23 protein-coding genes and 1 tRNA gene are annotated in these 25236 nt (G+C 68.3%); 11 read left to right on the forward strand and 13 right to left on the reverse strand.

Features of this window, described 5'->3' with window-relative positions:
* Positions 1 to 3: 3 nt before the first annotated feature.
* The 3 genes from dapD to JNJ68_RS11435 form a co-directional block, all read right to left on the reverse strand.
* Complete coding sequence (gene dapD, locus JNJ68_RS11425) at positions 4 to 828, reverse strand: 2,3,4,5-tetrahydropyridine-2,6-dicarboxylate N-succinyltransferase (RefSeq protein WP_294982503.1); 825 nt, start codon at positions 826 to 828, stop codon at positions 4 to 6.
* 85 nt (positions 829 to 913) lie between these two features.
* Positions 914 to 1675, reverse strand: coding sequence for a hypothetical protein (locus JNJ68_RS11430; protein ID WP_294982504.1), 762 nt, complete (start codon positions 1673 to 1675; stop codon positions 914 to 916).
* 30 nt (positions 1676 to 1705) lie between these two features.
* Entirely contained in the window at positions 1706 to 2320 is a 615-nt protein-coding gene (locus JNJ68_RS11435; RefSeq protein ID WP_294982505.1) for a hypothetical protein, read from the reverse strand.
* A 154-nt stretch (positions 2321 to 2474) separates the two neighbouring features.
* Here JNJ68_RS11435 and JNJ68_RS11440 point away from each other — a divergent pair, with 154 nt between their 5' ends.
* Positions 2475 to 3287, forward strand: a complete 813-nt coding sequence (locus JNJ68_RS11440; RefSeq protein ID WP_294982506.1) for an LOG family protein — start codon at positions 2475 to 2477, stop codon at positions 3285 to 3287.
* Positions 3288 to 3446: 159 nt separating this feature from the next.
* Here the strand turns inward: JNJ68_RS11440 and JNJ68_RS11445 are convergent, their stop codons facing one another.
* Positions 3447 to 4658: a crosslink repair DNA glycosylase YcaQ family protein gene (locus JNJ68_RS11445; RefSeq protein WP_294982507.1), complete on the reverse strand. Its 1212-nt coding sequence runs from the start codon at positions 4656 to 4658 to the stop codon at positions 3447 to 3449.
* Between the two features lie 182 nt (positions 4659 to 4840).
* Here JNJ68_RS11445 and JNJ68_RS11450 point away from each other — a divergent pair, with 182 nt between their 5' ends.
* Entirely contained in the window at positions 4841 to 6217 is a 1377-nt protein-coding gene (locus tag JNJ68_RS11450; RefSeq protein WP_294982508.1) for a cation:proton antiporter, read from the forward strand.
* Here JNJ68_RS11450 and JNJ68_RS11455 read toward each other — a convergent pair.
* Positions 6153 to 7382, reverse strand: a complete 1230-nt coding sequence (locus tag JNJ68_RS11455; protein ID WP_294982509.1) for an FAD-dependent monooxygenase — start codon at positions 7380 to 7382, stop codon at positions 6153 to 6155. The genes JNJ68_RS11450 and JNJ68_RS11455 overlap by 65 nt on opposite strands.
* A 78-nt stretch (positions 7383 to 7460) precedes the next feature.
* On the opposite strand from JNJ68_RS11455, the gene JNJ68_RS11460 reads away from it, so the two are divergent.
* Together JNJ68_RS11460 and JNJ68_RS11465 are read left to right on the forward strand one after the other, a co-directional pair.
* Positions 7461 to 8792 carry an amidase family protein gene (locus JNJ68_RS11460; RefSeq protein ID WP_294982510.1) on the forward strand — a complete coding sequence of 444 codons (1332 nt, stop codon included), beginning with the start codon at positions 7461 to 7463 and terminating at the stop codon, positions 8790 to 8792.
* 159 nt (positions 8793 to 8951) lie between these two features.
* On the forward strand, positions 8952 to 9974 hold the full coding sequence (locus JNJ68_RS11465) for a hypothetical protein (RefSeq protein ID WP_294982511.1): 1023 nt from the start codon (positions 8952 to 8954) through the stop codon (positions 9972 to 9974).
* Positions 9975 to 9986: 12 nt separating this feature from the next.
* Here JNJ68_RS11465 and rlmH read toward each other — a convergent pair whose 3' ends face one another.
* The 3 genes from rlmH to mnmD form a co-directional block, all read right to left on the reverse strand.
* On the reverse strand, positions 9987 to 10457 hold the full coding sequence (rlmH, locus tag JNJ68_RS11470; RefSeq protein WP_294982512.1) for a 23S rRNA (pseudouridine(1915)-N(3))-methyltransferase RlmH: 471 nt from the start codon (positions 10455 to 10457) through the stop codon (positions 9987 to 9989).
* Positions 10457 to 10786 carry a ribosome silencing factor gene (gene rsfS, locus JNJ68_RS11475; RefSeq protein WP_363165866.1) on the reverse strand — a complete coding sequence of 110 codons (330 nt, stop codon included), beginning with the start codon at positions 10784 to 10786 and terminating at the stop codon, positions 10457 to 10459. The genes rlmH and rsfS overlap by 1 nt, the downstream gene beginning before the upstream one ends.
* A 200-nt stretch (positions 10787 to 10986) precedes the next feature.
* On the reverse strand, positions 10987 to 11694 hold the full coding sequence (gene mnmD, locus JNJ68_RS11480) for a tRNA (5-methylaminomethyl-2-thiouridine)(34)-methyltransferase MnmD (RefSeq protein WP_294982513.1): 708 nt from the start codon (positions 11692 to 11694) through the stop codon (positions 10987 to 10989).
* A gap of 45 nt (positions 11695 to 11739) precedes the next feature.
* On the opposite strand from mnmD, the gene JNJ68_RS11485 reads away from it, so the two are divergent.
* Positions 11740 to 12795 (forward strand): FAD-dependent oxidoreductase, encoded by a 1056-nt coding sequence (locus tag JNJ68_RS11485; protein WP_294982514.1) that lies wholly within the window; start codon positions 11740 to 11742, stop codon positions 12793 to 12795.
* On the opposite strand, the gene JNJ68_RS11490 is transcribed toward JNJ68_RS11485, so the two are convergent.
* On the reverse strand, positions 12774 to 13232 hold the full coding sequence (locus tag JNJ68_RS11490; RefSeq protein ID WP_294982515.1) for a GNAT family N-acetyltransferase: 459 nt from the start codon (positions 13230 to 13232) through the stop codon (positions 12774 to 12776). The two genes, JNJ68_RS11485 and JNJ68_RS11490, sit on opposite strands and share 22 nt — an antisense overlap.
* Positions 13233 to 13435: 203 nt before the next feature.
* Here JNJ68_RS11490 and smc point away from each other — a divergent pair, with 203 nt between their 5' ends.
* The 4 genes from smc to JNJ68_RS11510 all read left to right on the forward strand — a co-directional run bounded on the left by smc (position 13436) and on the right by JNJ68_RS11510 (position 20751).
* Positions 13436 to 16891 carry a chromosome segregation protein SMC gene (gene smc, locus JNJ68_RS11495; protein ID WP_294982654.1) on the forward strand — a complete coding sequence of 1152 codons (3456 nt, stop codon included), beginning with the start codon at positions 13436 to 13438 and terminating at the stop codon, positions 16889 to 16891.
* A gap of 265 nt (positions 16892 to 17156) precedes the next feature.
* Positions 17157 to 18662 carry a di-heme oxidoredictase family protein gene (locus JNJ68_RS11500; protein ID WP_294982516.1) on the forward strand — a complete coding sequence of 502 codons (1506 nt, stop codon included), beginning with the start codon at positions 17157 to 17159 and terminating at the stop codon, positions 18660 to 18662.
* 77 nt (positions 18663 to 18739) lie between these two features.
* Positions 18740 to 19705: an imelysin family protein gene (locus JNJ68_RS11505; protein ID WP_294982517.1), complete on the forward strand. Its 966-nt coding sequence runs from the start codon at positions 18740 to 18742 to the stop codon at positions 19703 to 19705.
* Positions 19705 to 20751: a DUF1513 domain-containing protein gene (locus JNJ68_RS11510; RefSeq protein WP_294982518.1), complete on the forward strand. Its 1047-nt coding sequence runs from the start codon at positions 19705 to 19707 to the stop codon at positions 20749 to 20751. The genes JNJ68_RS11505 and JNJ68_RS11510 overlap by 1 nt, the downstream gene beginning before the upstream one ends.
* Positions 20752 to 21109: 358 nt before the next feature.
* On the opposite strand, the gene mtaB is transcribed toward JNJ68_RS11510, so the two are convergent.
* Both mtaB and dapF read right to left on the reverse strand, forming a co-directional pair.
* The gene (mtaB, locus tag JNJ68_RS11515; RefSeq protein ID WP_294982519.1) at positions 21110 to 22372 is read right to left on the reverse strand and encodes a tRNA (N(6)-L-threonylcarbamoyladenosine(37)-C(2))-methylthiotransferase MtaB; all 1263 of its coding nucleotides are present in this window, start codon (positions 22370 to 22372) and stop codon (positions 21110 to 21112) included.
* On the reverse strand, positions 22369 to 23208 hold the full coding sequence (dapF, locus tag JNJ68_RS11520) for a diaminopimelate epimerase (protein ID WP_294982520.1): 840 nt from the start codon (positions 23206 to 23208) through the stop codon (positions 22369 to 22371). The genes mtaB and dapF overlap by 4 nt, the downstream gene beginning before the upstream one ends.
* A gap of 94 nt (positions 23209 to 23302) precedes the next feature.
* On the opposite strand from dapF, the gene JNJ68_RS11525 reads away from it, so the two are divergent.
* A tRNA-Lys gene (locus JNJ68_RS11525) sits at positions 23303 to 23378 on the forward strand.
* A gap of 45 nt (positions 23379 to 23423) precedes the next feature.
* Here the strand turns inward: JNJ68_RS11525 and JNJ68_RS11530 are convergent.
* Together JNJ68_RS11530 and JNJ68_RS11535 are read right to left on the reverse strand one after the other, a co-directional pair.
* Positions 23424 to 24128, reverse strand: a complete 705-nt coding sequence (locus JNJ68_RS11530) for a hypothetical protein (protein WP_294982521.1) — start codon at positions 24126 to 24128, stop codon at positions 23424 to 23426.
* The gene (locus JNJ68_RS11535) at positions 24100 to 24384 is read right to left on the reverse strand and encodes a hypothetical protein (protein WP_294982522.1); all 285 of its coding nucleotides are present in this window, start codon (positions 24382 to 24384) and stop codon (positions 24100 to 24102) included. The genes JNJ68_RS11530 and JNJ68_RS11535 overlap by 29 nt, the downstream gene beginning before the upstream one ends.
* Before the next feature lie 247 nt (positions 24385 to 24631).
* On the opposite strand from JNJ68_RS11535, the gene JNJ68_RS11540 reads away from it, so the two are divergent.
* Positions 24632 to 25099 (forward strand): hypothetical protein, encoded by a 468-nt coding sequence (locus JNJ68_RS11540; protein WP_294982523.1) that lies wholly within the window; start codon positions 24632 to 24634, stop codon positions 25097 to 25099.
* The last annotated feature ends 137 nt before the right edge of the window (positions 25100 to 25236 follow it).

A 25236-nucleotide genomic window follows, 5' to 3' on the forward strand; every position in this document is an offset into this window, starting at 1 on the left:
CGGTCAGTCGCGCAGCAACTCGTTGATGCTGGTCTTCGACCGTGTCTGCGCATCGACCTTCTTCACGATCACCGCGCAGTAGAGGTTGATCCCCCCCTTCGACGGCATCGACCCCGCCACCACCACGGACCCGCTAGGCACCTCGCCATACATCACCTCGCCGGTTTCCCGGTCGACGATCTTGGTCGACTTGCCAATGAAGACCCCCATCCCGAGGACCGAGCCTTCGCGGATGATGCAGCCCTCCACCACCTCGGACCGCGCCCCGATGAAGCAGTCATCCTCGATGATGGTCGGCCCCGCCTGCATCGGCTCCAGGACGCCGCCGATCCCGACCCCGCCCGACAGATGCACGTTCTTGCCGATCTGCGCGCAGGACCCGACCGTGGCCCAGCCGTCGACCATTGCGCCTTCATCGACATAGGCCCCGATGTTCACGAAGCTCGGCATCAGCACCACGCCCTTGGCGATATAGGCAGACCGCCGCACGATCGACCCCGGCACCGCCCGGAACCCGGCCTCGCGCCAATCCGCCGCCGTCCAGCCCTGCCACTTCGACGGGACCTTGTCCCACCAGTTCGACCCGCCGTTCGAGCCGGAGATCTCGTGCATGTCGGTCAGCCGGAAGGACAGAAGGACGGCCTTCTTCGCCCACTGGTTCACATGCCAGTCATTGCCGCGCTTCTCGGCCACCCGCAGGCTGCCGTTGTCCAGGGCCGAAAGGATGGCCTCGATGGCATCGCGGCTCTCGCCCTTCGTCGCAGGAGAAATGCCCTCGCGCGCCTCCCAGGCGGCTTCGATGGCGGCTTCCAGCGCGGCGTTCGACATGGGGCGGGCCTTTCCGATAGATCGTTGCCGGACCAGCCTATAGCGACAGCCGCTCCGGCATACAATCACCGTGCCCGACCCGGCATCAGGCAGGCTGCCGTGTGGTCCTCAGCGTCATGAAGACCACGATCCCCGCAATCGCCGCCAGAAACAGCGCGCTGGTGATGATGGTGCCGAAGCCGAGCCCGCCATAGTCACCCGGTTGCGACAAGAGATCACCGAAGGATGCCCCCAGCGGCCGGGTGAAGATATAGGCCAGCCAGAACCCCAGGATCGCATCGAGGCCCAGGAAGAAATATCCGATCGCCAGCGAAGCGATGATCATCCCGAACAGGATGCCGGTCGCCAGATAGCCCAGCCCGAACTCTTCGGCCACCAGATCGCCCGCCGCCGTGCCCAAAGCGAAGGTGAACAGGATCGCCAGCCAGTAGAACGCCTCGCGCCGGAAGCTGGTGACGTCGTGGATGGAAAGCGTCCCCTCGACCCGGTACCAGACCAGAAAGGTCACGGCCAAAGCCACGGTGAACACTGCCGTCGTGACAGTCAGGGGCACCCTGAAGGTGTCCACCAGATTGTCCGTGACCAATGTCCCGACGATGCTGATCAGGACCACGGCCAGCCAGTAGGCCCAGGGCACATAGCGCCGTTGGGCGAATTGCAGGACCAGCGCGATCACCAGCACCCTGGTCATCAGAAGTGAGGTGACCGTCAGCCCCAGACCAAGGTTCACCGCCAGATAGTCTGCCGCAGTCTCACCCATTGTCACCGCCATCAGCTTGATCAGCCAGAAATCCAGCGTCACCTCGGGCACCCGGTTCGGCCGGGCCGTTGCGAAATCGCTTTTCATCGGGATTGTCCTTTCCAGACGGATGCAGGGTCAGCCCTGGCCCAGAAGCTTCAGGGCTTTTGCGCTGAACGCATCGGCATTGCGGTCATCGTCGGCATTGCAGCGCTCGGTCGCCTTTGCCACCAGATCATCCAGAGCGGCAGCGTCCGCGACTGCGGCCCTGCCCGTCCGCTTGTCCCGGATGCTGGACAGCATCGCCTCGCAGGGCAGGGGATGGCCCGTCGCATCCGTCACGAGGATCCCCTCCACGTCCACCGGCCCGCCCGTGCTGTCCGCGCCCGGGTCCGTCATCGCCTGCTGCACGCCGGCAAGTGCCGCGGAGGCCGCCGCCGCATCGGGGGTCTCGGCCCGCAGCGACGACAGCGCCGCGTCGATGGCGTCATCGACCCGTCCCCAGGCCTCCGGGCTCTTCGGGCGCATTTCAGCCTCTGCATCGTCCCATGCCGTCTCAAGATCGGTGATCCGGGTCGCGGCGCGGTCAAGATCGCCGCTGCCGACGATGCCTTGCACATCGGTCACGATGGCCTGCATCGGCTGAAGATCCCCCAGCACCTGCCCGGCAGAGGGGACAAGCAACACCCGTCCCGCAGCAAAGGCGGCCACCGCGCCCACCATCAACACCGTCGCCAAAAGAAGCTGCCTCACGTCGCGTCCTCCATGAGTTGCGCGCGACCACCTGCTCCCCGCCCCTCTGGTGCCGCAAGTCACTCCCGCGTGAGTCCGGCACCCAGACCCGAACTGGCCTCTTTGGCCAAGACCGGATAAGCCTGTGCTTAGAGAAACCAGGGTCGGATACCTCATGAAAGACGAACCCCGAAGCCACCCGTTCCGCGATTCGGTCGAGGATATCGCGGCGGCCAAACGCATTCCCGACACGCCGCAGACCCGCGCCCCCGCCTACCGCCTGGCCTTCGCCGACCGCGATTTTCTGACGCGAGAGGAGTTGCGCCCGGTCCGCCTGCAACTGGAACTGCTGAAGCCGCAGCTGATCATGGACGAGCGCGGGATCGAGACGACCATCGTCATGTTCGGCGGCGCCCGCATCCCCGCGCCCGAACACCGCGACACCGCGCGCACCAAGGCGCTCGCCGATCTCTCGCACTATTACGAGGAGGCCCGCCGCTTTGCCCGGATCATGACCGAGCGCAGCCTTGAAAGCTACGGACGCGAGAATGTCATCTGCACCGGCGGCGGCCCCGGCGTGATGGAGGCGGGGAACCGCGGCGCGGACGAGGCCGGGGGCCAGTCCATCGGGTTGAACATCGTGCTGCCGCATGAACAGGCCCCAAACGCCTATGTGACGCCGGATCTCAGCTTCAATTTCCACTACTTCGCCATCCGCAAGATGCATTTCCTGATGCGCGCCAAGGCCGTCTGCGTCTTCCCCGGCGGCTTCGGAACCCTGGACGAGATGTTCGAAAGCCTGACGCTGATCCAGACCGGCCGGATGAAGCCGATCCCCTTCCTGCTCTTCGGGCGTGAGTGGTGGGAAACCGTGGTGAACTGGACCCACCTCGCCGACGCCGGGGTGATCAGCCCCGAGGATCTGTCGCTCTTCGCGATGGTGGAAACGGCGGAAGAGGCGGTCAGCGTGATCGACGGCTGGGTGTAGGGTGTAGGGTGGGCGATCCGCCCAACGCCCTTTCAGAACCGATTCGCGCAGCAGGGTTAACGCAATCCCATCGCGGGCGTATGGACGCTTTCCATATGCAGTCCATACCGGAACCGGACAGCGCTTCCGGCCTGAAACCGCCGGATTACCGCAGCGTTCTCAATCCCTTGGCCGCGCCAGCGTCTCCCTCTCCCACCCGTCCAGGAATTCCACCCGTTCACACCCCGCGAACCGGGCCAGCCGGTCCAGCTCGGCCTCCAGCTTCGCCCGCCGGACCTTGGTCAGCTTCACCCCGGCTTCCGGCCAGAACGCCTTGACCCGCAGCGCACCTGTATCGCGGAAGGCCTTCACGTCGATCCGGCCGACCAGCCTTTCGCTCTCCATGACCGGGAAGACATAGTAGCCCCAGACCCGCTTCGGCTCGGGCACGAAGACCTCGATCCGGTAGTAGAAGCCGAACAGGAACTCGGCCCGGTCGCGGTCCCGCAGCGCCGGGTCAAAGGGCGACAGGATGCGCAGGCGGGGGACGGGGTCCGGGGGAAGTTCATCCAGGACTTCCGGGAGAACAAAGACCCTGCGGCGCTGGCCCTGCGCGCCTTCGACCTCCGCCTCGATGATCTCGCCCCGCGCCAGGGCCTCGCGGCACCACAGCTTCGCCGCCTCCGGCCCGACCGCATTCCAGTAGGCCGCGATCTCGCCGCTGGTCCCGAACCCCAGTTGCCGCAGCGCGGTCCGACAGGCCCAGTCGCAGACCTCCTCCACCGGCACCGGCGTCCGGTGGACCTCCGGAATCACCCTCTCGGTCAGATCGTAGATCTTGGCGAAGCCGTCCCGCCGGGTGACGGCGATCCGCCCCGTCCGCCACAGCCATTCCAGCGCGGTCTTCGAGGGATGCCAGTCCCACCAGCCGCCCTTGCCGCGCACCTCGCCTTCGCCGACATCCGCCGTTCCCACCGGCCCATCCCTGGCTATCCGGTCGAGGATGCCATCGAATTGCGCCTCATACCCCTCGCGGAACCAGCGCCGCCAGTTCTTGTGCAACCGTTCCTCGTCGCGCTGGAAGCGGTGCTGCCAGACCCCGTGCAGCCGCGCCGGCAGGATCGAGGCGTCATGCGTCCAGTGCTCCCAGAGGCTGCGGTCCCGCTCCAGAAGCCGCTTCAGCGCCGGGGGCCGGAAGGACTGCCGCCGCGACCAGAGAATCATCTCATGCGCGCGGGCCACGGTGTTGATGCTGTCGACCTGCACGAAGCCGATCCGTTCGATCAGATCATGCAGCGCCTCGCCCGAGGCCGGTCCCGCAGGCGGTTCGGAGAGCGCGTGGCGGTCAAGGAACAGGCGACGGGCGCGGGGGTTCGGGATCAGCTCGGGCATCGCCAAGGCGTAACATTTCAGACTGTTTCGGCAAATGGAGGATTTGTGACAAGTAGCGTCGCAGTCGCGATTGCAAACGGCGAATCAATACCTACTATCCCATTGTCTCCTGACACAAATTCCAAAAGCCAGCTTGGCCGCGCCTGATCTTCCGGGCGTCGACCGGAAAGGACCAGACCGCATTGCCGCATGAAACGCCCCTGATCACGATCCTCGTCGCCGGGTTCGGGCTGGCCTTCGTCTTCGGCCTGCTCGCGCAACGGCTGAAATTGCCGCTGATCGCGGGTTATCTTCTGGCGGGCGTGGTGATCGGCCCCTTCACACCGGGTTTCGTCGCCGACACGGGACTTGCCTCGGAACTGGCGGAGCTTGGGGTGATCCTGCTGATGTTCGGGGTCGGGCTGCACTTCTCGCCGCGCGACCTGATGGCAGTGAAGGCCATCGCCGTGCCGGGGGCGCTGGGACAGGTACTGGTGGCCACCGCCTTCGGCACCGCGATGGGTTGGTTGATCGGCTGGAACCTTGGCGCAGCATTGATTTTTGGCCTTGCCCTGTCGGTCGCGTCGACTGTCGTGCTGTTGCGCGCGTTGCAGGACCGTGACCTCATCACCACCGACAAGGGCCGGGTGGCCGTGGGCTGGCTGATCGTTGAGGACCTGCTGATGGTTCTCTGCCTCGTCCTCATCCCGCCGCTGGCCGGTCTTCTGGGCGGTACGGCCATACCCGTCGCGGAAGAGGCCGAGGCGGTGGCGGAAGTCACCAGCAACATCGGTATCGGTCCGATCGCGGCCACCGTTCTGATCACCCTGGCCAAGGCAGCTGCCTTCGTTGCGCTGATGCTGATCATCGGTCGCCGCGTGATCCCATGGGTGTTGCACTTCGTGTCCCAGACCAGATCGCGAGAGCTGTTCCGCTTGTCGGTGCTGGCCATCGCCCTGGGCGTCGCCTATGGCGCAACGCATTTCTTCGGCGTGTCCTTCGCACTCGGGGCCTTCTTCGCCGGGATGGTGATGTCCTCCTCGACCCTGTCACAGCAGGCGATGCGGGAAACCCTGCCCCTGCGGGATGCCTTCGCCGTGCTGTTCTTCGTCTCGGTCGGGATGCTGTTCAACCCCACCGTGGTCCTTTCGGCCCCGCTGGCGCTGATCGGGACAGTGGCGATCATCATCTTCGTCAAGTCGGTCGCCGCCTATTACATCGTGCGCGGCTTCGGCCATGACCATGACAAGGGGCTGACCATCGCGGCCAGCCTGGCGCAGATCGGCGAATTCTCCTTCATCCTCATCAGCATGGGCGTGACGCTGGACATCGTGCCCACCGAAGCGCGCGACCTTGTGGTGGCGGGGGCCATGCTGTCGATCCTGGCGAACCCGCTTCTGTTCCACCTGCTTGACCGGCGCGAGGCGCGGAAGGCGGCGCTTGCCGCGGCGGCCGCTGCCGAAGCCGCGGGCGCCGCCCCCGAGGGGACGGATCCCGACGTCGCGGACGATCCGCCTAGACCTGCCGCCCCGTCAGCAGCTTCGGAAGCTCTCCCGTCAAGCCCGCCGCCTGCCGGATGAAGCCGCGCCGCAAGCCGGGCAGGGCATTCACCACGCCCATGCCAAGGTCGCGCCCCAGACGCAGCAGGGGATTGTCGCTGGAAAACAATCGGTTGACCGTGTCCATCCCCAGGGCAAGCGCCGTGGAATCGAACCGCCGCCAGCGCTGGTACTCCTCCAGTGCGGCTGGGCTGCCGGGCTCCTCGCCGCGGCGGCGGGCCAGGATCAGCACCTCGGCCAGCGCCGCCACATCGCGCAGGCCAAGATTAAGCCCCTGCCCGGCAATCGGATGCACCCCATGCGCCGCGTCGCCCACCAGAGCCACGCGGGGGGCGATGAAGCGCTCGGCCAGCGACAGCGACAGCGGGTAGGTGAAACGGTCGCCGGCAAGGCTGATCTCGCCCAGGAAGTCGCCGAACCGGGGGCGCAGCGCTTCCAGATAGGCCTCGTCCGGCAAGGCCTGGATCGCGGCGGCATTGGCGTCAGTCTCGCTCCAGACGATGCTGGAAAGATGCCCGCCCTTCAGCGGCAATATCGCCAGCGGGCCGGAGGGCATGAAGAACTGATGCGCGATGCCATGGTGGTCGCGCTCATGCCGGATCGCCGTGACCAGCGCGGTCTGCCCGTAGCCCCAGCCGATCCGCCGGATGCCCGCCCGCGTCGCCACGCCCGATCCGCGCCCGTCGCAGCCGACCAGAAGCCCGGCGGTGAGCCGCCGCCCCGAGGCCAGCGTCACCGTCACGCCGGAGGGTCCAACCTCCTGCGCCTGAACGGTTTCCCCGGACAGCAGCGTGATCTCCGGCACTGCTTCCATGGCGTTCAGGAAGGCCGCATAGAGGTGCCGGTCCTCCAGCATGTGCCCCATCGGGCCTTCCTCGATCTCGGCGGCGTCGAAATGCAGGAAGAAGGGCGCGGAGCCTTCCCCCGCCCGCCCGTCGCTGGCCTTGATCTCCAGCATCGGCTGCGCCTTGTCGGCCACGGCGGGCCAGATCCCGATGGCCGTCAGAAGTCGCACCGAGGCGATGGCCAGCGCATAGGCCCGCCCGTCGAACCCGGCTTCGGCGCGGGTCCGGGCCGGGCGGGCGTCGACCACGGTCACGCGGAAGCCGCCCTGCGCCAAGGCCAGCGCCAGGGCCGGGCCGTTCAGCCCGCCGCCCGCGATCAGGATATCGGTGTCCCAGCTCATAGGCTCTTCTTAGCCCGCCACGACGGATTGTCCATGCGTCGGCAAGCCGCTACCGTTCTCGGAAAACGGGGGGCGGGGATGAGCGGAACCTGGGCGAACATGACGGCGGCGGACCTCGGGCGCGGGATCGGCGCGGGGAAGATCAATCCGGTCGAACTGGCCGAGGCCTTCCTCGACCGGATCGAGACGCATCCCCTCGCCCCCCGCATCTACGCCCGCGCCACGGCGGCGCGCGCCAGGGGCGAGGCGATGGCGGCGGCGGCGCGCGCCAAGGCGGGCCTGCGCAAGGGGCTTCTGGACGGGGTGCCGGTCAGCTGGAAGGACCTCTTCGACACGGCAGGCGTGGCGACCGAGGCGGGCTCGGCTCTGTTGAAGGGCCGGACGCCGGGCCGGGATGCGGCGGTTCTGGAAACCGCGACGCTTCAGGGCTTGGTGTGCCTCGGCAAGACGCATATGTCGGAGCTGGCCTTCTCGGGCCTTGGGCTCAACCCGGTGACGGCAACACCACCCTGCCTGAACCACGACAAGGCGGTGCCGGGCGGCTCCTCCTCGGGCGCCGCGGCCTCGGTGGCCTTCGGGCTGGCCCCGGCGGCGATCGGGTCCGATACCGGCGGCTCGGTGCGGATTCCGGCGGCCTGGAACGACCTCGTGGGGCTGAAGACCACCGCCGGAACCTTGCCGATGACAGGCACGGTGCCCTTGTGCGAGCGGTTCGACACCATCGGGCCGCTCGCTCATTCTGTCGAGGATTGCGCGCATCTGCTGACGGCGCTCAGCGGCGAGCCGGTCGCCGACCTTGCGGGGGCGGATCTCTCCGGCGCCCGGCTTGCCGTGCTGGAGACGGTGGCGCTGGACGACCTGCGCGACCGCCCGGCACAGGGCTTCGAGGATGGCGTCGCGCGGCTGGGCCGGGGCGGGGCACAGATCGTCCGGATCAAGGTGCCCGAAGTGGCCGAGGCGATGGCGATGGCGGCCGTCGTCTTCACCTCGGAGGCCTATGGCATCTGGCGCGAGGTGATCGAGGCCGCGCCGCAGAAGATGTTCCCCCGCATCCTGGAGCGCTTCCGCTCGGGCGCCAATGTCTCTGCCGTGGACTATGTCGCCGCCTGGCGGCGGCTGGAGGCGATCCGCCGTCGCTGGGCCGAACGGACGGCAGCCTTCGACGCCATCCTGCTGCCGACCTCACCGATCCTGCCGCCGGATGCCGACCGGCTGATGACCGATGACACCTATTACGTCACCGAAAACCTGCTGGCGCTGCGCAACACGAGGATCGCCAACCTGATGGGCGTCTGCGCGCTGACCTTGCCGACCGCGCAGCCGTCCTGCGGGATCACGCTGATGGGAGCGGCGGACGGGGAAGCGCGGCTCTTGCGGCTGGGATCGGCGGCGGAACGGGCGCTCCTGTAGGACGAAACCGGCCCAACTCCGGCAAAACCCATGTGACGCTGCTGCATCACTTGTCGTTGCGGCAAAGGCCGCCGAACATCCGTTTATTGTCGGACTGTCACCAAAGGTGCACCTTTTTACTTATTGACAGCGTTTCCGCAGCAATGAGGAGCCGTATGCATGAAACTTTCGGCTGCACTTCTTTCCATGCTGGGATTCGGCACACCAATCCTTGCCGATGAACCCCTTACGCTCAGCTTTGACGGAACGGTCGCGGGTGGATGGCTGGACCTGCGATCCGCCACATTCAGCGGCTATGGCTACAATGGCCCGGTGCTGGCCTTCGAGGGCAACGCCTCGGCGGACTATGCTGTCTCCGAGACGATCAGCCTGGGCCTGATCGGCAGAGTGACCGCGCGCGAGGGCTCGCAGGCTCGCTACGATGGAATCAATCTGATGTTCGGGCAGCAGCCCGGCAAGTTCGGCAAGTTCGAGCTGGATCTCGCGGCCTATGTCTCGGTCGGGCCTCTGCTGCTGACTTACGGCGACATGGAATCGTCATTCAGCCTTGCGACCCTTGAAATCGAGTCGGGAGCGTCGCCGATCCCTGCCGGAGGCGCGGTGCTGATGAATCTTGGCGGCGGCCTGGGAACGTCCGGAATTCCGCTTTCAGACACGTCATCGGTGGAGCCCCGGTTCTACGACTCCCGGACGACCCGCGCCGATCTGACCCTTGGCGACTTCGTTTTCACCGTATCGGTTTCAAAGAACGAGCGCGGAAAAGCCGACAGCGCCGGCGTCAAATGGGATCGGGACTTCGGCGAATTCGGTGTCGCGCTGGGCTATGCCTACGAGGACGGGCCATCCCGAAACTACCGTTCGACAAGCGCGGCCTTCCGGTTCAAGGGCCTCAAGCTTGTCGCCAATTCGATCCGCCAGGCTCCGGATTTCGGTTCGATCGACTATGATCTCGAATATCGCGGATATTCGGCATCCTATGATTTTGGCCGGTTTGACCTGGGCCTTGCGCGGGCCAAGCAGATGCCGACGTTCTTTTCCGTCTTCACCGGCGAGGCAAAGGCGTTCTGGATCGGCTGGGACATCAACGAAAGCTCGCGTCTCGATTTCGAGACGTCGCAAAGCGACTACCAAAGCGGACAGGACGTCGACACGGCAAGCCTGACCTATTCGTACAGGTTCTGACCGCTTGCCTTCCTAAACCCGGTGGTAGGGCGACCCTGCCAGGATCGTCGCGGCCCGGTAAAGCTGTTCGGCCAGCATCACCCGGACCAGCATGTGCGGCCAGACCATCCGGCCGAAGCTGACCGCCAGATCGGCCCGGGCGCGAAGCGAGGGGTCCACCCCGTCCGCCCCGCCGATGACGAAAGCCGCATCCTGCCGCCCTCCATCGCGCCAACCCGCCAGAACTTGCGCAAACTCCGGGCTGGAAAGCGTCTTGCCGCGTTCATCCAGCACGCAGAGCGCCGCGCCCTCGGGGATCGCGCGGGACAGAAGCGCCGCTTCCGCCGCCATTCCCCCGCCCTTCTTGTCCTCGACCTCATGCTCCGTCACCGGCCCAAGGCCCAAGGGTCGCCCGGTCCGGTCCAGCCGTTGCAGGTAGTCGTCGACCAGATCGCGCTCCGGCCCCGCCCGCAGGCGGCCCACGGCGCAAAGGTGCAGGCGCATCAGGCCTTGGCGGCGCGGGTCGCCCCCGCCGGAAGCCACATCTTCTCAAGCTGGTAGAACTCGCGCACTTCCGGGCGGAAGACGTGGACGATCACGTCGCCCGCGTCGATCAGCACCCAGTCGCCGGTTTCCTTGCCCTCCATGCGGACGGAAATCCGCAGCTCCTGCTTCAGCCGGTCGGCGAGCTTTTCCGAGATCGCCGCGACCTGCCGCGAGGACCGGCCCGAGCAGATCACCATGTAATCGGCCACGTCCGACCGGCCGCGCAGGTCGATCTCGACGACATCCTCGGCCTTGTCGTCGTCGACCGACTTCAGAACCAGGGCCAGGACCTCCTCGGAGCGGTGCTCGCCTTCGGCGATGTCAGGGGTTTTCGGGCGCGGACCGACAGGCAGGCCGGTGGCGGGATCAGAATGCGACAGGACCTTGTCCTCCAGGAAAGCGCGGACAAGCGGCCCCCGCGCCGGGCCTTGCGGGCAAGACTAGCACCGGGGGCGGGCAATCTCAACCGAAGGCGGGCGGGTACGCGCTATTCGGCGCCTTGGCAAGGCGGGATCGCAGCCAGCACGCCGGTCGTCATGTGCCGCTTCCGCCCGAAGCCAGGCGCGCGGGTGACGGTGAAGCCGGCCTGGGCCAGCGCGCGGCGGACATGGCCCGCGGCGGTATAGGTGGCGAAGGTCCCGCCTGGCGCGGTGTGGCGGGCGACTTGCGTCATCAGATCGGGCGACCAAAGCTCGGGATTCTTTGCCGGAGAGAACCCGTCCAGGAACCAGGCGTCGGCCTCGCCCTCCCATCGGGCCAGCGTCTCGCGCGCATCGCCGAGAAGGATCGTTGCGGTCAGGTTGGGGAAGTGCAGCGTGGTCTTGCCCGCTTCCCATTGCCGCAGGAAGGGCTCTGCCAGCCCGGCGATTTCGGGGAAGGCCGCAAGCGCCCGAGCGATGTCAGGGGCGGGCATCGGGAAGGCCTCGAAACTGGTGTAGGAGACATGCCCCGGCCCCTGATGCGCCTGTAGAACCGCCAGAAGGTTCAGGCCCGTGCCAAAGCCCAGCTCGGCGATGCGGAACCCGTCGCGGAACCGCCCCGGCAGGCCGTTCCCGGCCAGGAACACATGCCGCGTCTCGTCCAGGCCCCCCTCCAGCGAGAAATACGGGTCGTCGAACCGGCGCGAGACCGGGATCATCCCGTCACGCCAGTCGAGGGCAGGTGCCGGGGCAGGGGGCTGGTCGGGGCTGGCCATCGGGGGTAGTCCTTTCGCCGAAGGTGATGGGCTTGGGGCAGGCAAATGGCAAGGGTGGATGTTACCGTGCGCGGGGGAGGAATCTTCGGCCTCTCCATCGCCTGGGCCTGCCTGCGGCGCGGTGCCCGGGTGCGGGTGATCGAGACCGCCGCTTGGGGCGCAGGGTCTTCGGGCGGCCTCGTCGGCGCGCTGTCGCCGCATGTGCCCGAGGCCTGGAACGCAAAGAAGGCCTTCCAGCTGGAAAGCCTGCTGATGGCGGGTGACTGGTGGACGGCGGTCGAGGCGGCCTCCGGCCTGCCCTCGGGCTATGCTCGGCTGGGTCGGCTTCAACCCCTCGCCGATGATCGCGCCGTCGAGGCGGCAAGACGGCGCGCGGGCAAGGCAGCAAGCCTGTGGCAGGGCAAGGCGGAGTGGCGGGTGATCCCGGCGACCGGCAGCGCATGGGAACCGAAGACGCCCTCCGGCTGGCTGGTCCACGACACGCTCTCGGCCCGGCTGTCGCCCCGGATGGGGCTGGCGGCATTGCTTGGCGCGCTCAGGGCCTCCGGCGCCGATCTTGTGCTTGGTGACGACAGCGAGGTGGGCGCGGTGATTCATGCCACCGGCATCGTGGGGCTGGCAGAGTTGTCGCAGGCCTTCGGCGCCCCGCTCGGGTCGGGCGTCAAGGGGCAGGCCCTGTCCCTGCGCCATGACGCCCGCGACCGGCCGCAGCTTTTCGTCGACGGGTTGCACATCGTGCCCCATGCCGACGGGACGGTCGCCATCGGCTCTACCTCCGAGGCCACATGGACCGAGGACGGGCCGGACGCGCAACTGGATGGCCTGCTGGAGAAGGCCATCGCCGCCGTTCCCGCCCTGGCCGGGGCGGATGTCGTCTCCCGCTGGGCCGGTGTGCGCCCGAAGGCCGCCAGCCGCGCCCCGGTGCTGGGTACCTGGCCGGGCCGCGTGGCGCATTTCGTGGCCAATGGCGGCTTCAAGATCGGCTTCGGCATGGCCCCCAAAGTGGCCGAGGTGATGACCGACCTCGTGCTGGAGGGCCGCGATGCCATTCCGCCGGAGTTCCGCCTCGACACGCTGCTTCAGAAAACCGCCCGGCGATAGGTGATCGAGGTTGGCCGGTCATAGCCCTTGTGCGCCGTGCGACCGACCTCGACGAACCCCATGGTCCGGAATGCGGCCTGGTTCTCCACCAGTTCCACCCGCGTCTGCAACTCCAGCGCCGGAATCCCCATCTCCCGCGCCCGCGTCTCGGCCTGGTCGATCAGAAGCCGAGACAATCCCTGGCCCCGGTGAGAGGCCGCAACCGCCAGCTTGCCGATATAGAGTCGCCCCGGTTTCGGCGTCAGGAAGACACAGGCCACCGGGGCGCCGATGATCCAGATCTCCCCCACCTCCGCCTGCCGGGTCAGCGCCTCGGGCGTCAGGTCCCGCAGGGAAGACGGCGGGTCGATCCGCCCCTCCATATAGGCGAACGCCTCCTGCAGAAGCGCAAGGATCGGGGGCCAGACGGCGGGATCGGTGGCAAGCTGAGGGGTCATTCCCCCAGACTGCCGCAGCGCGGGGCAACCGGCAAGGGAGGAGGTTTTCCACCCCCGCACCCCCGGTAGAGTATTTGCGCCAGCAGGAAGCGAGCCGCAACATCTTGGGGATAAACCGGTGCCGGCCGCCCAGATGCGGGGGGTCGGGTTGACTCCTGCGCCCCCCGGCAGGAACATCGCACATCCGACTCGTGAGTACCCTCGTGCGCCTGACCAAACTGCGGCTGAACGGCTTCAAAAGCTTTGTCGACCCCACGGATCTGGTGATCCATGAGGGGCTGACCGGCGTGGTCGGCCCCAATGGCTGCGGCAAATCCAACCTGCTGGAAGCCCTGCGCTGGGTTATGGGCGAGAACCGCCCCTCTGCGATGCGCGGCGGGGGGATGGAGGACGTGATCTTCAACGGCGCCGCCACACGGGGCGCCCGGCATTTCGCCGAGGTCGCTCTGGTGATCGACAACCAGGACCGGCTGGCCCCTTCCGGCTTCAACGATGCCGACCAGATCGAGATCGTCCGCCGCATCACCCGCGACGCGGGGTCGGCCTACCGCTGCAACGCCAAGGACGTGCGGGCGCGCGACGTGCAGATGCTCTTCGCCGACGCCTCCACCGGCTCGCACAGCCCGGCGCTGGTGCGGCAGGGGCAGATTTCCGAACTGATCAACGCCAAGCCCAAGGCCCGCCGCCGGGTGCTGGAAGAGGCGGCGGGGATCAGCGGGCTTTATGCGCGGCGCCATGAGGCAGAGCTGAAACTGGCGGGGACCGAAGCGAACCTTCTGCGGGTCGACGATGTGCTGGAGCAACTGGCGCAGCAGCTGTCGGTGCTGACCCGGCAGGCGAAACAGGCGGCGCGCTACCGCGAGATTTCCGAGGAGTTGCGGAAGTCGGAAGGCATGCTCCTCTGGCGGCGCTGGCGCGAGGCGGACGAGGCGCGGTCGGCGGCGGAAGGGGCGTTGCGGGAACGTCTGATCGCGCAGGGACAGGCCGAGGCGGCGGCGCGGGGCGCGGGCAAGGCGCGGGAAGCGGCAGAGGATGCGCTGCCGCCGAAGCGCGAGGAGGAGGCGATCGCCAGCGCCATCCTGCAACGACTGGTGTTGCAGCGCGATGCCCTGGGCGACCAGGAGGCCCGCGCGCTGGCGCAGATCGACGCCCTGCGCGGCCGGATCGACCAGCTCAGCCGCGACATGGAGCGCGAGGCGGGCCTGAACCGCGACGCGGGCGAGGTGATCGAGCGGCTGGACTGGGAGATCGAACAGCTGGCCCGCGCCCATGACGGGCATGACGAGAAGCTGGCCGAAGCGGTGGAAGCGGCGCGCGAGGCGGGGGCGGTGCTGGCCGAACGCGAGACCGCGCTCTCGGAACTCACCGAGGATGCCGCCCGGCTGGCGGCGCGGCACCAGTCGACGCAACGGATGCTGGCGGATTCGCGCTCGGTGCTGGACCGGGCCGAGGAGCAGGCCGCTTCGGCGCGCGAGGCGGTGGCGGCGACTGCGGACGCGGTGGAGGCGGCGGGCGAGGCCTTCGAGGCATCGGAGGAGGCACAGGAGGCCGCGCTGGCCGAGGGCGAGGCGACCGAAGCCGCGCTGGAGGCAGCCGAAGCCGCGCGGGCCGAGACGCAGGGCCGCGAAGCCGAGGCCCGTGCGGCGCGGTCGTCCGCCGAGGGCGAGGCCAACGCGCTCCGCGCCGAAGTCGCGGCGCTGGCCCGGCTGGTGGAGCGCGAGGCGCAGGCCGGGCACCAGCTCTTGGACCGGCTCAAGGTGGAGCCGGGCTATGAGAAGGCCCTGGGCGCGGCGCTGGCCGACGACCTGCGCGCGCCCGAGGTCGGCGCCGACGCACGGTCAGGCTGGGCGGTGCTGCCGGGCTATGACGACCCGCAAGCCTTGCCCCCCGGCGCCGAGGCGCTGACCGCGCGGGTAAAGGCCCCGCCGGTGCTGGCACGGCGGCTGTCGCAGATCGGGCTCGTCAGTCGTGAAAAGGGTTTTCAGCTTCAGACGGCACTGCGCCCCGGACAGCGGCTGGTTTCGGTCGAGGGCGATCTCTGGCGCTGGGACGGGTTCCGCGCCGGGGCCGAGGATGCGCCCTCCGCCGCTGCCCTGCGCTTGCAGCAGTTGAACCGTCTGGTCCAACTGAAGCGCGATCTGGAAGAGGTCGCGGCCCGGGCCGATGGCGCGCGTCAGGCGCACGAGGCCTTGCAGGCGAGGCTGGCAGAGTTGGCCATCGCCGATCAGCGCGCCCGCGATGCCCGGCGTGCCGCCGATGCCCGTCTGGCCGAGGCCAACCGGGCGCTGGCACGGGCCGAGGCGGATCGCTCCATCGCCGGGGGCAAGCTGGAGGCGGCGAAGCTCGCTGTCAGCCGCTTCGAGGACGAGGCGATGGCCGCCCGCGCCCGGTTGAAGGAAGCCGAGGCGGCGGTGTCGGACCTCGGCGATCTGGATGCGGCACGCGGGGCGGTCGAGGCCGCGAAGATCACCGTCGAGGCCGCGCGGATCACCATGATGACCCGCCGCTCGCATCAGGACGAGGTCCGCCGCGAAGGCGAAGCGCGGGTCCGGCGGCGGCAGGAGGCGGTGAAGGAACTGTCCGGCTGGAAGCACCGGCTGGAAACCGCTTCGCGCCGCACCGAGGAACTGACCGAACGCCGGGCGGAGACCGAGGAGGAACTGGCCGAGGCGATGCTTGCGCCCGAGGAAATCGCCGCCAAGCGGGAGGAGCTGGTGGAGGCGATCGAGGCGGCGGAGGAGCGGCGGCGTAAGGCGGCGGATGCGCTCGCCGAAGCCGAGGGCGCTCTGCGCGACGCAGCGATGGCGGAACGCGAGTCGGAGCGGCTGGCGGGTGAGGCGCGCGAATCCCGCGCCCGTGCCGAAGCGCGGCTCGATGCGGCGCGCGAAGGCGTGGCGCTGGCGGCAGAGCGGATCGCCGAGGAGGACGACCGGACGCCGGACGAACTCCTGACCTCCTTGCGCACCGACCCCGACAAGATGCCAGATGCCGAGACGCTAGACCACGACGTCAGCCGGTTGAAGCGCCAGCGCGAGGCCCTGGGCGCGGTCAACCTGCGCGCCGAGGAAGACGCGAAGGCAGTCGAGGCCGAATATGACGCGCTGGCGACCGAGAAATCCGACCTGGAAGAGGCGGTGAAGAAGCTGCGCGCCGGGATCGCAGGCCTGAACAAGGAAGGGCGCGAGCGCCTGCTGACCGCCTTCGAGCAGGTGAACGCCAACTTCTCCACCCTCTTCACCCACCTTTTCGGCGGCGGCGAGGCGCGGCTGGTACTGGTCGAATCCGACGATCCGCTGGAAGCGGGACTGGAGATCCTCTGCCAGCCACCGGGCAAGAAACTGGCGACGCTTTCCCTCCTCTCCGGCGGCGAGCAGACCCTGACCGCGCTGGCGCTGATCTTCGGCGTCTTCCTCGCGAACCCCGCCCCGATCTGCGTGCTGGACGAGGTGGACGCGCCCCTGGACGACGCCAACGTCACCCGCTTCTGCGACCTTCTGGACGAAATGACCCGGCGCACCGAGACCCGTTTCCTGATCATCACCCACCACGCCGTGACCATGGCCCGGATGGACCGCCTGTTCGGCGTGACGATGCAGGAGCAGGGGGTTTCCCAGCTGGTCAGCGTCGACCTGAAGAAGGCCGAGGCGCTGGTTGCCTGAGCGCCGGTGAACCTTTCCGTCCTGTTCCCGACCCTGCCGCAACCCTCTGCGATGAAAAGGCGGCGGACCTTGAGCGATCGAATCTGTCTTGCGCCCAGAATGATGGACATCGCCCTGCGGCATGATCCGCGACGATGCCGCAGCGTCGCGTCGCGACAAGTGGCAGACCTCCCGCCGCTCGCGGTCCCCTGCGACACCGCGACCCGCTTTTTCCGATTGAAACACTCGGGAACGAGCGTATGACTCCCCCGCAATGGAGTCTCTCATGCGCCTTGCCCTGATCCTCTGCCTCGCCGCCGCCCCCGCCCTTGCGCAAGACCTGGACGACCGACACCTGCCCGTGATCCCCCGCACGCCTGGGGAAGAAGCGAAGATCGCCGCCGTCCTCACCCCGCCCACCGATTTCACCAGGCCCGAACCCTTCGAGGCGAAGCCAGCCGGCGCCGCCACCGTCCGCGCCATCGCCACCGCCGACGCCTTCAGCCAGCATTCCGGCAACATGGCCTTCGAGCGCGAGATGGACTTCAAGCTCGGCAATGCGCTCTTCCGCAAGACCTGGGTCGCCGCACCGTCTTCCACCCTCGCCTCCGACGGCCTCGGCCCGCTCTACAACGCCCGCGGCTGCCAGGACTGCCACCTGAAGGACGGCCGCGGCCACACGCCGCCCACCCCCGACGCAAGCCGCGTGTCGATGTTCCTCCGCCTCTCCATCCCCGGCGGCCCCGCCCCCGAAGGCATCGCCGACTGGATCGCCACCTCGCCCGATCCGACCTATGGCGGCCAGCTTCAGGACCTCGCCGCCCCCGGCCACCCCGCCGAGGGGCGGATGGAGGTGACATGGGAAGAGACCCCCGTCACCCTCGGCGACGGCACCACCGTCAACCTGCGCGCGCCCTCCTACAGCTTCGCCGACCCCGCCTATGGCGCCCCGTCTCCCGACCTGATGCTCTCGCCCCGCGTCGCGCCCCAGATGATCGGCCTCGGCCTTCTCGAAGCCATCCCCGCCGCCGACATCCTCGCCAGGGCCGACCCCGACGATGCCGACGGCGACGGCATCTCCGGCCGCCCGCAGATCGTGCCCTCGGTCGAATTCGGCACCCCGATGCTCGGCCGCTTCGGGCTGAAGGGCGGCGCCCCCACGGTCAGGGAGCAATCCGCCGGGGCCTTCTCGGGCGACATGGGGCTCTCCACCGCGCTGCACCCCGACCCCTGGGGCGACTGCACCACGGGCGAGCCGACCTGCATCGACGCCCCGCACGGCCAGGAACCCGGCATCCGCGACGGGCTGGAAGTCGACGGCCAAAGCCTCGACCTCGTGACCTTCTACGCCCGGAACCTTGGCGTGCCGGAACGCCGCGGCGTCGACGACCCGCAGGTCCTGCGCGGCAAGGAGCTGTTCTATGCTGCCAGCTGCCAGGGCTGCCATACGCCGAAATACGTCACCAACCGCCTGAAGGACCAGCCCGAGCAGAGCTTCCAGCTGATCTGGCCCTATACCGACCTTCTCCTGCATGACATGGGGCCGGGCCTTGCCGACAACCGCCCCGAGGGCCGTGCGACGGGCAGCGAATGGAAGACGCCGCCGCTCTGGGGCATCGGGCTGACCGGACAGGTCTCCGGTCACAATGAATTCATGCATGACGGGCGTGCCCGCAGCCTGCTGGAGGCTATCCTCTGGCACGGCGGTGAGGCACAATCGCAGCGCGACGCCGTCGCCGCCATGCAGCCCGAGGATCGCGACGCGCTCCTCGCCTTCCTTGGAAGCCTTTGATGCCCCAGACCGACCGGCCCCCGCTCGCAACAATCGCCATCCCGCGCCTCCCTCCCCCCTTGTGGGGGAGGGCCGGGGTGGGGGGGCTCCCCTCGCTGGCCCTGATGCTCCTCCTCTCCGGTCCCGCCGCCGCCGACACCGCCGCAGTTGTCGCCGACCATGCCCGCCCCGGCTATGCCGCCTTCGACGATGCCGTCGCCCGGCTCGCCGATGTCGAAAGCTGCGACCCCGAGGCGCTGCGCCCCGCCTTCCAGGTCGCCTATGACGCCTGGATGGCGGTGGAGCACCTGCATCTCGGCCCCTCCGAGGAGGACGGCCGCGCGCTTTCCATCCTGTTCTGGCCCGACCCCAAGGGCCTGGGCGCCAAGGCACAGACCGCGCTGCTCAAGGCCGACCCGGCAAGCCTCAGCCTCGACGGCATGGCCCAGCAATCCGTCGCCGCGCGCGGTCTTTCCGGCCTCGAACGCCTGCTCTTCCCGACAAAACCGCTCGCCGCCGATCCCTGCCCGCTGATCCAGGTCACCATCGACGACCTCGCCCGCCAGGCTGCGGTGCTCTCCGCCGACTGGGGCCCCTTCGGCGACACGTTGCTTTCGGCGGGGCAGGCCGGAAACACCCGCTTCCTCAAGCCGGAAGAGGCGACCCAGGCGCTCTTCACCCAACTGGCGACCGGTCTCGAATTCATCGCCGACCGTCGCATCGGCCGCCCGCTTGCCACCTTCGACAAGCCCCGCCCCGACCTCGCCGAGGGCCAGGCTTCCGGTCGCGCGCTGGCCAACATCACCCTGTCGCTGAAAGGTCTGCGCGGGCTTGCCGTCAGCCTTAGCCCCGACAGCGCGAGGACGCTTGCCGCCTTTGACCACGCGATCAACCTGTCCGAGACGCTGAACGATCCCCTCTTGGACCATATCACCGACCCGCAGGCCTGGCTGAAGCTGGAAATCCTGCAACAGGCGGTGCGCGCCACCCGCGATGCGGCGATCGCCGAGATCGGCCCGGCGCTTGGCGTCGAGCTTGGCTTCAACTCGCAGGACGGCGACTGATGCAGCGCCGGACCTTTCTCGCCAGCTTCGCCGCCACGCTGGCCCCGCGCCTGACCTGGGCCGACATCGGCGCCCCCGCCTTCCTCGCCGCCGGGAAACGGGGCGAGGATTTCTTCCTGCACGGGCTCTCCGCCAGCGGCGCCAGCCTCTTCCGGATCGCCCTTCCGGGCCGGGGTCATGCCGCCGCCGCCCATCCCGTCCGGGCCGAGGCCGTCGCCTTCGCCCGCCGCCCCGGCACCTTCGCCCTGGTGATCGACTGCGCCACCGGCGAGACCCGCCACCGCCTGGCCCCGCCCGAGGGGATGCAGTTCAACGGCCACGGCGCCTATTCGCTGGACGGCACGCTCCTCATGACCTCCGAGGTGGTGGCCGAGACCTCGGAGGGTCGCATCGGGCTCTGGGACACCGCGCACTATACCCGCCTGACCGACTGGCCCAGCCACGGCATCGGCCCGCATGAGATAAAGCGCCTGCCCGATGGCAGGCTGGTGGTGGCGAACGGCGGCATCCAGACCGACCCGGTCGACCGCACCAAGCTGAACATCCCGGACATGCGTCCGAACCTGACGCTGCTGGCCGAGGACGGTGCTCTGATCGACCAGATCGAGTTGCTCGACCTCCGCCAGAATTCGATCCGCCACCTCGCGCTACAGGGCGACACCATCGCCTTCGCGATGCAATGGGAAGGCGATCCGGCAGAACCCGTGTCACAGCTCGGCCTCTGGACCCCCGGCACCGCGCCGGTCCTCTGCCCGCCTGCCGCGGCCGAGGCTTTCACCATGCAGGGCTATGCCGGCTCCATCGCCGCCACCGCCGACCGCATCCTGATCACCTCGCCCAAGGGCGGCGCCCTGATGATCTTCGCCGCCGACGGCACCCCCGTCGCCACCCACCTGCGCGCCGACCTCTGCGGCGCCTCCGCCAGCGGCGGGACCTTCACCGTCACCGATGGCCAGGGCGCGATCTGGTCCGCCGACGTCCAGGGCCTCACCCCCCTCGCCACCGACGAGACCCAATGGGACAACCACCTCGTCGCGCTGACCTGACCGACCAACCCTTCCCAGGACGATCGCCCGGTAGGGTGCGTGATTTCACGCAAGGCCTCCACCCTGTCATCCCCGCGAAAGCGGGGACCCACAGCCGCACCGCGCGGCGCTCGGCCCGCTCTCGTCCTTTCACCTGGCTCCAAATATCCTCCGGGGGTTCGGGGGTGGAAAACCCCCGACGCCCGAGCCGGTTGGCGCTTGCGCCAGAGGCGAGACAAAAGGCCTGCGCGTAGCGCTCAGTTTCCGAAGCGCCCGTCCCCCGGGGGCACACCGGCAGGAAATTCTTGCCAAATCCTTAACGAAAAATCTCAAGATGCTGATTTAAAACAGAAATCAAAAACTGTCCACCGTGGACAGATCAGGCCAGCAGCCGCGCCCCGTCCTGGCCCGTGACCCGGACCTCCAGGATCGCCCCCTCCGGTTGGTCGGCACCGAAGGCCACCTCGGCGAACCCCTCGGTCCGTCCGACCCGGGCCCCCTCGGTCAGCACCCGGTGGACGCGCCCCACCTGCCCCGCCAGATGCTCGCCCAGCACCCGGTCGCCCAGCGTCCGCAACCGCGCCGCCCGCTCCTTGATCTCCGGCCCCCGGACCTGCGGCATCCGGGCGGCGGGTGTCCCCTTGCGGGGCGAGAAGGGAAAGACATGCAGGAAGGTCAGCCCGCAATCCGCCACCAGATCGAGGCTCCGCTGGAACATCGTCTCCGTCTCCGTCGGGAAGCCCGCGATGATGTCCGCCCCGAAGACCATCTCCGGCCGCGAGGCTTTCACCTCCCGGCAGAACCGGATCGCGTCGTCCCGCAGATGCCGCCGCTTCATCCGTTTCAGGATCAGGTCATCCCCCGCCTGCAAGGACAGGTGAAGGTGCGGCATCAGCCGCGCCTCGGTCGCGATCGCCTCGATCAGCGCCGGGTCCGCCTCGATGGAATCGATCGACGAAATCCGCAGGCGGGCCACCGAGGTCAGCTTCAATATCCGCCGTACCAGATCGCCCAGCCGCGGCTCCCCCGGCAGGTCCGCCCCCCAGGAAGTGAGGTCCACCCCGGTCAGCACCACCTCGTTGAAGCCGCGGTCCACCAGCCGGTTGATCTGCTCCACCACCACCCCCGCCGGGACCGACCGCGAGTTGCCCCGACCAAAAGGGATGATACAGAAGGTGCAGCGGTGGTCGCAGCCGTTCTGGACCTGCACATAGGCCCGGTGCCGCCCGAAGCCGTCGATCAGATGCCCCGCCGTCTCGCGCACCGACATGATGTCGTCGACCTGCACCCGCTCCGTCTCGCCGATCAGGTCTGGCGCCGCTATACCGCGCCAGGTCTCCGCCTGCATCTTCTCGTGGTTGCCGACGACCCGCGCCACTTCGGGCATCGCCGCGAAGGTCTCCGGCTCGATCTGCGCCGCGCAGCCGGTGACGATGATCGCAGCGTCGGGATGTTCCCGCGACAGCCTCCGGATCTCCTGCTTGGCTTTCCGCACCGCCTCGCCCGTCACCGCGCAGGTGTTGACGATCACCGCTTCCGACAGGCCCGCAGCGGCGGCAAGCTCCTTCATCGCCTCGGTCTCGTAGGCGTTGAGCCGGCAGCCCAGCGTCGCGAAGACCGGGGGCTTCTGCGGGACGTTCATCGCTGCGCCGCCACGTAATCGGCCGGCAGCACCCCGTCGAACACCCGCGCCACCGGGCCGGTCAGCCAGACGCCGTCGTCGCGCCAGTCGACCTCCAGCAGTCCGCCGTCCGCCTCAAGCGTCACGCGCGGACCGATCATCCCGCGCAGATGCCCCGCCACCGCCGTCGCGCAGGCGCCCGAACCGCAGGCGAGCGTGATCCCCGTCCCCCGCTCCCAGACCCGCATCCGCATCCGGCAGTGCGAGACCAGCGAGGCGAACTCCACGTTCGTGCGCTGCGGGAAGAGGGGGTCATGCTCGATCTTCGGGCCCAGCGTGGCAAGGTCCACAGCTTCCGCGTCCTGCACGAAATGGACGCAATGCGGGTTGCCCATCCCCACGGCCACCGGATCGCCCGGCAGCGGCAGGTGCAGATGGTCGACGTCCCGCACCAGCGGGATCGACTGCCAGTCCAGCTGCGGCTGGCCCATGTTGACCCAGACGCGGCCGTCCCCTCCCCGTTCCGCCCTGAGCCCGCCACGCGCCGTCACCAGCGAGACCCTTTCGGCCCCCAGATCGCGCATCATGTAGTCCGAGACGCAGCGGGTCGCATTCCCGCAGGCCCCCGCCTGGGAGCCGTCACTGTTCCAGAATACCAACCCGAAGTCGGCCCCTTCCGCATCGGTGATCTCGGCCAGCTGGTCGAAGCCCACTCCCCGGTTCCGGTCGCCCAGCGCCCGCGCGAGGCCAGCCGTCATCACCGCCCCGCGCCCGCGCGAGTCGATCACCACGAAGTCATTGCCCGCGCCGTGCATTTTCATGAACGGAAGGCCGGTCTTGGCCAGGGTATCCATCATTCCGCGCATATACGCCCGGCGACCAAGATTCGCCAGAGCCGCACGATTTTGCCCTTGACCCCCGTCCCCGCCTTGCCTAATCAGCCGCCTCGTGGGGCCGGTAGCTCAGTTGGTAGAGCAGCTGACTTTTAATCAGCGGGTCACAGGTTCGAATCCTGTCCGGCTCACCACCTACATCGGAAGGCCCGGTCCGCAAGGTCCGGGCCTTCCGCGTTTCAGATCATCTTGATCGTATCCTTGCCCACCGCCAGCATGTAGCCGCGCCGGGCGATGGTCTTGACCAGAAGCTCGCTGACCAGCTGGTTGCCCAGCGCGTCGCGCAGGCGTTTCACCCGGGTCGCCCCGGCGGCTTCGTCACAGTCGGCCTCGTTGCGGCCCGAGATCACCGCCTCGATCTGCGCGCCGGTCAGCACTTCGTCGTCCATCCGCGCCTCGGCGAGGACCGACAGGGTCTCCAGCGCTGCCTCGGTCAACTGGAACTCCAGGTCGTTGATGTAGACCGCCCGTGCCTCGCGGCTGATCATCAGGCTGGCCACCTGGATGCCCGATCGCTGGATCGCGGAAATCCGGCGGTTCAGCGCGATGATCATCACCAGGAAGACCAGCGCGGCCACCAGCAATGCCGTGGAGAACAGCAGCAGCACGAAGATCACGCTGCGGTAGCTGGCCAGCACCTCCGAGAACGAAGTGCCCGACTGCGCCAGGATTTCCAGGAGCTTGATCTCGGCCAGTGTGTTCAGGTCGTCGTTCTCGACGAACAACCGCTCCACGCGCGCGTTGAAGGCGTTCGCATCGGGCAGGTTCAGGAACAGGAACAACGCCGCAGCCAGAAGGATGAGGACGATAGCAGCAATTCCGAAGGCGACGACGCGGTTGCCGGCCTTGAGGCTTTCAGTAACGGAGGAAGTAGTCTCCGGCACTCGCTTTCCTTTCTGCAAGACCTTCCGGCCCGAATGTGGACAGAACGTTCAGAAGCGTCCAGCCATCGGCGGCAAGTCTCGGCGCCAGTTCGCCTTCGGCCGCGCCGGGCGAGCAGTTGGCATCCGAAACCTGCGCGACACCGTAGTGCAGTTGCAGCGGCTCGTCACGCTTGGCCTTGTAGTCTGCGTAACACTCCGCCGCTGCCGGTCCGGCCAGGACCAGCGCGAGGGCGGCGAGGGTGATCAGTCGTTTCATTTTCCTGGCTCCGGCAAGGAGGCTGCTCGATTGCCGACGGAGAATGCGCGGGGCTGCGTTGTTATTCAATATCACGCGAAATTTCGGCGCATTGCTATCGAATAGCAAGTCGGATTCGCCGCGCTGCTATGGCCTAGCGACCCGGCGATATTGCTTACGCCGGAAGCGGGGGGCGAGGGTTGGCCATCGGGTCCGACGGCCACCGGCGGCGGACCTTCCAGCCAGAAGCCCGCAGCAGGAGGCCACCATGTCCGTCACATTCAGAAGCAAGCCCTACCGCATCATCGGTCACGGGATCGGCGAGACCACTCTCTCCGGTCGACGGCTCGCTGCCATGATCACCGGAGGTGCGGCGGCGCTGGCCCTGGTGCTGGCGACGGCGATCCCGGCCAGGGCCGAGACGAACGACCTGACCAAGGCGCTGATCGCGGCGCTGGTGGTCGGCGCCATCGCGCATGAGCTGAAGGACAAGGACAAGCCCGCGCCGCTGCCCGAGCCGGTGAAGACCAAGCGCGTACCTGCCGTCTGCGCGATTTCCATCGACGGAGCAGAGCGGTCGGTGACGCTGTTTCCCGAAAGCTGCCTGCGCAAGGAGGGCTTCGATTACCGCCTGCCGCGCTATTGCGCCAACAGCGCAACGATCTTCGGCAAGCGCGACCGGGTCTATTCGGCGCAATGCCTGCGCGAGGCGGGCTTCCGGGTTCCGGGACGCTGACGCAGCACCCATCAATCGGGCCGCCGAGGCGGTCTGGACCGAAGCGGGACGGCCCTTGCCCCGCTTCCTGCTGGGGGCGGGAGGGTGAGCAGCTCCCGCCCCCTTTTTCTGCGCTGCGTTCCGCGCTACTCCGGGAT

The organism is Tabrizicola sp. (genome assembly GCF_016793705.1).
In the GTDB taxonomy this organism is placed as follows: domain Bacteria; phylum Pseudomonadota; class Alphaproteobacteria; order Rhodobacterales; family Rhodobacteraceae; genus Tabrizicola.

Coding starts and splice junctions, on each gene's coding strand:
- dapD (WP_294982503.1), bottom strand. CDS start 828: ATGTCGAACGCCGCGCTGGAAGCCGCCATCGAAGCCGCCTGGGAGGCG.
- JNJ68_RS11430 (WP_294982504.1), bottom strand. CDS start 1,675: ATGAAAAGCGATTTCGCAACGGCCCGGCCGAACCGGGTGCCCGAGGTG.
- JNJ68_RS11440 (WP_294982506.1), top strand. CDS start 2,475: ATGAAAGACGAACCCCGAAGCCACCCGTTCCGCGATTCGGTCGAGGAT.
- JNJ68_RS11445 (WP_294982507.1), bottom strand. CDS start 4,658: ATGCCCGAGCTGATCCCGAACCCCCGCGCCCGTCGCCTGTTCCTTGAC.
- JNJ68_RS11455 (WP_294982509.1), bottom strand. CDS start 7,382: ATGAGCTGGGACACCGATATCCTGATCGCGGGCGGCGGGCTGAACGGC.
- JNJ68_RS11460 (WP_294982510.1), top strand. CDS start 7,461: ATGAGCGGAACCTGGGCGAACATGACGGCGGCGGACCTCGGGCGCGGG.
- JNJ68_RS11465 (WP_294982511.1), top strand. CDS start 8,952: ATGAAACTTTCGGCTGCACTTCTTTCCATGCTGGGATTCGGCACACCA.
- rlmH (WP_294982512.1), bottom strand. CDS start 10,457: ATGCGCCTGCACCTTTGCGCCGTGGGCCGCCTGCGGGCGGGGCCGGAG.
- mnmD (WP_294982513.1), bottom strand. CDS start 11,694: ATGGCCAGCCCCGACCAGCCCCCTGCCCCGGCACCTGCCCTCGACTGG.
- JNJ68_RS11485 (WP_294982514.1), top strand. CDS start 11,740: ATGGCAAGGGTGGATGTTACCGTGCGCGGGGGAGGAATCTTCGGCCTC.
- JNJ68_RS11490 (WP_294982515.1), bottom strand. CDS start 13,232: ATGACCCCTCAGCTTGCCACCGATCCCGCCGTCTGGCCCCCGATCCTT.
- JNJ68_RS11500 (WP_294982516.1), top strand. CDS start 17,157: ATGCGCCTTGCCCTGATCCTCTGCCTCGCCGCCGCCCCCGCCCTTGCG.
- JNJ68_RS11510 (WP_294982518.1), top strand. CDS start 19,705: ATGCAGCGCCGGACCTTTCTCGCCAGCTTCGCCGCCACGCTGGCCCCG.
- mtaB (WP_294982519.1), bottom strand. CDS start 22,372: ATGAACGTCCCGCAGAAGCCCCCGGTCTTCGCGACGCTGGGCTGCCGG.
- dapF (WP_294982520.1), bottom strand. CDS start 23,208: ATGATGGATACCCTGGCCAAGACCGGCCTTCCGTTCATGAAAATGCAC.
- JNJ68_RS11535 (WP_294982522.1), bottom strand. CDS start 24,384: ATGAAACGACTGATCACCCTCGCCGCCCTCGCGCTGGTCCTGGCCGGA.
- JNJ68_RS11540 (WP_294982523.1), top strand. CDS start 24,632: ATGTCCGTCACATTCAGAAGCAAGCCCTACCGCATCATCGGTCACGGG.